At 69.7% G+C, this 5,860-nt stretch carries 7 protein-coding genes; 4 read left to right on the top strand and 3 right to left on the bottom strand.

The genetic code is table 11. The features are described from left to right. The first annotated feature begins 5 nt into the window (after window positions 1–5). The gene (locus tag D7Y13_RS37260) at window positions 6–698 is read left to right on the top strand and encodes a hypothetical protein (protein ID WP_120630962.1); all 693 of its coding nucleotides are present in this window, start codon (window positions 6–8) and stop codon (window positions 696–698) included. Window positions 699–700: 2 nt separating this feature from the next. On the opposite strand, the gene D7Y13_RS48840 is transcribed toward D7Y13_RS37260, so the two are convergent. Next, a complete protein-coding gene (locus D7Y13_RS48840; RefSeq protein ID WP_120582393.1) occupies window positions 701–1,708 on the bottom strand; it encodes an Lnb N-terminal periplasmic domain-containing protein in 1,008 nt (335 codons plus the stop codon). Window positions 1,709–1,890: 182 nt separating this feature from the next. On the opposite strand from D7Y13_RS48840, the gene D7Y13_RS37250 reads away from it, so the two are divergent. After that, on the top strand, window positions 1,891–2,112 hold the full coding sequence (locus tag D7Y13_RS37250) for an MbtH family protein (protein ID WP_120537372.1): 222 nt from the start codon (window positions 1,891–1,893) through the stop codon (window positions 2,110–2,112). A gap of 74 nt (window positions 2,113–2,186) precedes the next feature. Here D7Y13_RS37250 and fruA read toward each other — a convergent pair whose 3' ends face one another. Then, window positions 2,187–2,873, bottom strand: a complete 687-nt coding sequence (gene fruA, locus D7Y13_RS37245; RefSeq protein ID WP_120537371.1) for a response regulator transcription factor FruA — start codon at window positions 2,871–2,873, stop codon at window positions 2,187–2,189. 481 nt (window positions 2,874–3,354) lie between these two features. On the opposite strand from fruA, the gene D7Y13_RS37240 reads away from it, so the two are divergent. Then, window positions 3,355–4,131 (top strand): RDD family protein, encoded by a 777-nt coding sequence (locus D7Y13_RS37240; protein ID WP_120582392.1) that lies wholly within the window; start codon window positions 3,355–3,357, stop codon window positions 4,129–4,131. A 1-nt stretch (window position 4,132) separates the two neighbouring features. Beyond that, window positions 4,133–5,143 (top strand): stage II sporulation protein M, encoded by a 1,011-nt coding sequence (locus D7Y13_RS37235; protein WP_120582391.1) that lies wholly within the window; start codon window positions 4,133–4,135, stop codon window positions 5,141–5,143. Here the strand turns inward: D7Y13_RS37235 and D7Y13_RS37230 are convergent. Then, window positions 5,059–5,574: a J domain-containing protein gene (locus tag D7Y13_RS37230; RefSeq protein ID WP_120537368.1), complete on the bottom strand. Its 516-nt coding sequence runs from the start codon at window positions 5,572–5,574 to the stop codon at window positions 5,059–5,061. The two genes, D7Y13_RS37235 and D7Y13_RS37230, sit on opposite strands and share 85 nt — an antisense overlap. Window positions 5,575–5,860: the final 286 nt, after the last annotated feature.

Here is a 5,860-nt window from a genome sequence, read left to right as displayed (position 1 = left end):
CCGCCGTGCCGCCCTCGCTCGCCCGCGTGGCCTTCCACGCCGTGGCCGCCGGGCTCACGCCGCTCATCCCCGTGCCCTTCCTGGACGACTACGCCCTGCGCCAGGTGCGCGAGCAGGCCGTGAGAGATCAGCTCAAGGAGAAGGGCCTCAAGGCCCCGGACAAGGCCGTGGCGCTGCTGGCCGGCTCGAACGAGGCGCGCGGCCTGGGCGGACGGCTGATGTCCTATCTCAAGGCCGTGGCCCTGTTCCCGGTGCGCAAGGTGTTCCGCAAGGTCTTCTTCGTCCTCTGGGTGAAGGACTGCGTGGACCTCACCTCCGTGTGCCTGCACCATGGCTACCTGCTGCACCACGCCCTGGAGCGCGGCGACCTGGACGCGGCGTCCCTCCAGGGTGACGCGCCCCGGAAGGTGCAGGCCGCCATCCTCGCCGCCTGCCAGGAGGTGGATGCCCGCCCCATCAACCAGGCCCTGCGCCGGCTCTTCCGGAGCAGCCGGCTGCTGATGGCGGAGGCCACCCGCGCCCTGTTGGATCCGAAGAAGGGCCCGCGCGTGCCCGACCGCGAGGGCGAGAGCGCGGAGGTGAAGTCCCTCACCGACCGGCTCCTCCAGGAATTGTGGGAGGAGCGCGGCTACTTCACCGCGCTGGAGGGCCACTACGAGCGCCACCTCCAAAGCAACCTGAAGCCCGCCGGCCGCTGACGTCAGGGGGCCGGGGCGGTGGCGGTGGCCTGGGGCGCGCGGATGCGCTGGGAGAAGTCATCCTGCCCCTGCGCCGCCAGGGCGCGCGCGTTGATGTGGTAGCGCGCGCGGACCTGCTCCAGCGGCACATCCGTGTCGATGATGCCCAGCTCGTACGCGAGCTCATCCGCGAACGCGGGCATCAGCGTGCGGTGGTCATACGGCACGTCCTTCGTGGCCACCTTCTCGAAGTGGCGCACCAGGTTGGTGGTGCAGTTGCTGGTGAGCGTGTCGTAGAACTCCGGCGCCGTGTGCAGGCCGTTCATCCGCTGCACCATGTCCAGGAAGAACGCGGTGACGCGCTCCTTCGACGCCTGCACCGGATACAGATACACGTCGTCATGGCGGTGGTTGGAGCGCAGTTGAATCAAGTCCCGCTCGTCGCCCACGACGTAGGCCAGCTCGAAGCGGCGGAACAGGCCGCCCACCGCGGAGAAGGTCTCCCCCTTCTCCCGCCGCACCTCCACGGAGAACACCACGTGGCGGCCATCCTGGAAGCTGAAGGACACCATCGTGTGCGCCGCGCCGTAGAACCCGGAGAAGGGCTCCACGATGAACGACGCCCCCGTGAGCGCGTCCGTGTCGTAGGTGGCCGTGTACCAGGCCGGCTCCCAGTCCGTGGTGCTGCGGTAGCGGAAGTCGCGCACCTCGTGGAGCGTCACCCGCGTGCCCGTGATTTCGGCCCACGGCGCCCGCGCCAGGTCCGGTGCCCAGTCCCGCGTGTTGGAGGGATGCTCGGTGCGCACCCAGCCATACACGGCCGCGCAGCCTGCCAGCACCACCGCCACGCCCCAGCGCCGGGAGCGCCACCGCCACGCGGCCACCGCCGCGCCCACCAGGGCCACCGCGAGGAGGGCCCGGCCCGGATGGGCCCCTTCCGGCCCCGCCCCCGTGAGGGCCAGGGCCAGCGCGGCCCAGGCGCCTCCAACCAGGAGCAGGACGCCCGCGATGCCGTTCTTCAAGAAGCGCATGCGGCGGAGTATCCGTGCCAGCGGCCCCGGGTGTCACGATCCCGGATTCCGGGTGGATCCCCGGGCGGGCGACCGGGCACGCACCCTCCCTCCCAGGGGGGTTCGTGAGGCCTGACCGCGCCCGACCTTGACCGCTTTTCCCCGGGTGTGCGACGACAGGGGTCCCCTGGAGGAGTCACCCCATGAGCGACGAGCGCGAAGACACGACCATCTACAAGGTCGTCGTGAACCACGAAGAGCAGTACTCCATCTGGCCGGCCGACCGCGAGAACGCGCTGGGCTGGAAGGACGCCGGCAAGCAGGGCCTCAAGGCCGAGTGCCTGGAGTACATCAAGGAGGTCTGGACGGACATGCGCCCCCTGAGCCTCCGCAAGAAGATGGAAGAAGCGGCCCGCAAGAACTGAAGGCCGCGTCGGTCCGGATGCCGTGCTCCCTCCCCGTTTCATCGGGGAGGGTGGGCCGTCCCTCCGTGTGAAGCCTAGAGGTCCGGCGGAGGCCTGACGCCCAGATGGCAGGCGCGCAGGGCAAGCTGGGTGCGATTCTCCGCCCCGAGCTTGCGGTAGAGCTGTGTGACGTGTGACTTCACCGTGCGTTCGGCGATCTGCAGGTGCGCGGCGATCTTCAAGTTGTCCGCGCCTCCCGCCACGTACGCGAGCACCTCGCGCTCCCGCTGCGTCAGCAGCAAGAGTACGCTCGCCGTGGGTGACGTCACCGGCGGATGCTCGAAGTCATTGCGCAGCAGTTGCACTGGGAAGAGGCGCTCGCCCCTCACCAGCGACTGGACCGCGGAAGAGACGGCGTTGACGCCCAGCCCCGCGCGGAAGAGGTAGCCCGAGGCCCCCTCGTCGAAGCACTGGGAGATGACCTCCGGCGTGCTCACCGCGGACAAGAGCAGCATGCGGACTTCCAGTCTGCGCTTGCGGGCTTCGCGCAGCAGGTTGAGCCCTTCCGTCACGGAGCAGCCAATGGCGGCTTCGCCATCGCTCTCCACGTCCAGAATGGCCACCTGCGGCGGATCCGTTCCAAGCCCATCCAGGAAGCCGCGCACGTCGCGCGTCACCGAAGTGGAATGACCCTCACCCCGAAGTCCGTCAGAAAGGCCCTGCCAGGCCGCCCACGGTCCTTCGAGAATCGAAATGCGAACTGCGGATTGATTCGCTGCCATGCGATGGCCCCCCAGCCGTCGTGGCGAATTGCTTTCCAGACTACCTGTCGACTTCAACCTGCCCCGGAGTCGGTGGAACCGCGGCGGAACTTCCGCCAGTGCTGAGCGTGCGAGAACCGCGCTTCAACTCCATCCGGGGGTCTTGTCAGTGCTGCCCTGCGGACTGCGCTTGCGACTGCCGAACTGGCCCAGTGGGGCCGTTCCTCCTTTTTCGTTTCAGGCAATTCCAGCCAACCAAGACCCTAACACCATCCGCCGTCACATGCGAACCGGCTCTGTCGGGACTGTCAATTGCGCACGAGTTGAGCCGAAATCCAGGGACTCGTCCGTCAGGTCGTGATCGCTGTCCTCTCTGGGACATGCATTTGAGTCCACCAGCCGATGTTTCGCGCGCTGTTTCGGCTCCGGGGTGTTGGCGGAACACATTGCGACGCGCACACGACCTGGGCGCAGATGCGCGTATGCTGTGCGTCCTGAGCGCATGACTCCCTCCGCCCCCGCACCCCATGTCGACGTCGCCACGCCCGAACGCGTGGCCCTGTCCCTGCCCGTGGCCGGCATCGGCTACCGCTGTCTTGCGTGGCTGGTGGACGCAAGCCTGCTGTTCTTCTTCTGGGTGGCGCTCTACTTCGTCGTCACGCTGCTCGTGTCGGACGTGCTGGGTGCGTTCCAGGCCCTGTCGGGGCTGGTCCAGACGCTGCTGGCGGTGGGCCTGTTCGCCACGCAATGGCTGTACTGGACGCTGGCGGAGGTCTTCTTCCATGGACAGACACCGGGCAAACGCGCGCTGAGAATCCGCGTGGTGCGCGAGGATGGCTCCCCGGTGGGCTTCTTCGAAAGCGCCGTGCGCAACCTGTGCCGTGCAGTGGACTTCCTGCCGGTGCTCTACGCCACCGGTTGCATCACCATGCTGCTGGACGGACGGCACCGCCGGTTGGGGGACCTGCTCGCGGGCACGGTGCTGGTGCGCGAGGAGGCCATCGACCTGGACAAGTACACCCAGGCCCCCGCCCCCGTCTCCGACGCCGCGCGCGAGCCCGCCGCCGTGCAGCGCCCCTTGAGCGCGGAGGACGTGGAGCTGGTGCTGGCCTTCCTGTCGCGCGCGCCCGGCCTGGAGAAGGACGTGCGCCAGCGCCTGGGAGCGCGGCTGGTGGACCGCGTGGGCGCGGGGCTGACGGACGAGGAGCGCGCGAAGGTGCTGGCGTCCCCCGAGGCCGCGGAGGCCTTCCTGCGCACCCGCGCGCGGGCGGCCCACTGACATGGCGCTGCCCCTTCCCGCCTTCGTCTCCCGGCGCCGTCCGGACTGGGACGCGCTCCAGGCGCTGCTGACGCGCCAGCGCTCGGGCCGGCTGCACCTGGAGGAGCTGCGCAAGCTGGACACGCTGTACCGGCGCGCGTCCGCGGACCTGGCGCAAGCACAGACGTTCTACCCGGGCACGGACGCGCACCGCTTCCTCAACCAGCTCTGCGGACAGGCCTATGGCGCCATCTACCAGCCGCCCCGCGAGCGCTGGGCCTCCACGCGCGACTTCTTCCGGCGCGACTTCCCGGCCACGCTGCGCCGCGAAGCGCGCTTCGTGGGCGTGAGCGCGGGACTGCTGGTGCTGGGATTGGTGCTGGGTGCGCTGGTGGTGCTGCTGGAGCCGCGCGGCGCGGAGCTGCTGGTGCCGGAGGGCGTGCGGCGCTACGTGGCCCAGGGGCGCATGTGGACGGACGACCTGCTGTCGGTGGCGCCGCCCAACGCGGTGGCCTCCGGCATCGCCACCAACAACCTCACCGTCACGCTGTTCGCGTTCGCGTCCGGCATCCTGCTGGGCGTGGGGCCCATCTTCACGCTCGTGAACAACGGCGTGCTCATTGGCGCGGTGGGCGCGCTGTGCTTCCGCGAGGGCATGGCGGTGGGCTTCCTGGACTTCATCGCCGCGCACGGGCCCGTGGAGCTGTCCATCATCGTCATCTCCGGCGGAGCGGGCCTGATGGTGGGTCAGGCGCTCATCGACCCGGGAGAGCTGCCGCGCGCGCAGGCGCTCCAGGCACGCGGTCGTGAGGCGGTGAAGCTGGTGGTGGGCTGCGCGCCGTTCCTCGCCGGCATCGGCGTGGTGGAGGGCTTCATCTCCCCGGGCTCCTTCTTCCCCACCTGGGCCAAGGTGGGGCTGGGCCTGTCGCTGGGAGCGCTCTTCTGGCTCTACCTGTTGCGCGCGGGCAGGACGGACGCGCTCGCGGCGCGCGGGGACGTGCCGGAGGACAGCGCCTCCAGCCGCTTGCGCTGACGGTGCTTGAGGATGCGCTCATAGGCCGCGTTGAGCTCCCGCATCTGCTCCGCGGAGCCGCCCCGGTCCGGGTGCCGCTCCATGGCCAGCGCGTGGAAGCGCGCGCGCACCACGTCGGGCGGATCCAACGGCGACACGCCCATCGTCTGGTACGGGCACTGCTCCTGGACGGCGGTGAGCCACTTGTCCAGGCGGTCCTTCACCTCGACGAAGCGCGCGTCCGCGTCCGCGGTGTCCTTCACCGGGTGCGTGCGCATCTTCGCGTCCGCGCGGAACACCTCGCTGTAGGTGCTGGACACCCAGCGGTGGCAGGAGCCGCACCGGTAGTACTTCACCCGGTTCCCGGGCTGAAGGGTCATCATGACGCCGCAGTGGGTGCACTCCACTTCGACGTTCTCCAGCGTCTGCCAGCTCGCGACCGCCGCACCCATGATGTCTTCGCTCTCCGTTTCGCAACACGCCTGTAGCAGCGACAACCTCCCACGTCCGGCGATCCCGTCAAGAAAATGTCGTCACCGACCCAGGGGGGTGCGCCACCCCGCTGCCGGGGTGTCGGGATTCGGGTAGAACAGGGGGTATGCGTCCGCTCCTCGCCGCCGCCCTGCTGCTGACCGCCGTCGCGCATGCCCAGGCCCCGTCCCGGGCGCCCCTGAAGCCAGCTTCGGAGAAGGCCGGTCCGGAGAAGGCTGCGCCTCCCAGGCCCTCCCCGGCCCAGGC

This window comes from Corallococcus praedator (assembly GCF_003612125.1).
Classification (GTDB): domain Bacteria; phylum Myxococcota; class Myxococcia; order Myxococcales; family Myxococcaceae; genus Corallococcus; species Corallococcus praedator.
The sequence above is the reverse complement of the archived record's forward strand: the minus strand, read 5'-3'. Positions and strand labels throughout refer to the sequence as shown.

Bases quoted from the DNA above. Each gene is read 5' to 3' on its own strand.
- fruA (WP_120537371.1), bottom strand. From the start codon at position 2,873: ATGGCAGCGAATCAATCCGCAGTTCGCATTTCGATTCTCGAAGGACCG.
- D7Y13_RS37235 (WP_120582391.1), top strand. From the start codon at position 4,133: ATGGCGCTGCCCCTTCCCGCCTTCGTCTCCCGGCGCCGTCCGGACTGG.
- D7Y13_RS37250 (WP_120537372.1), top strand. From the start codon at position 1,891: ATGAGCGACGAGCGCGAAGACACGACCATCTACAAGGTCGTCGTGAAC.
- D7Y13_RS37230 (WP_120537368.1), bottom strand. From the start codon at position 5,574: ATGGGTGCGGCGGTCGCGAGCTGGCAGACGCTGGAGAACGTCGAAGTG.
- D7Y13_RS48840 (WP_120582393.1), bottom strand. From the start codon at position 1,708: ATGCGCTTCTTGAAGAACGGCATCGCGGGCGTCCTGCTCCTGGTTGGA.
- D7Y13_RS37240 (WP_120582392.1), top strand. From the start codon at position 3,355: ATGACTCCCTCCGCCCCCGCACCCCATGTCGACGTCGCCACGCCCGAA.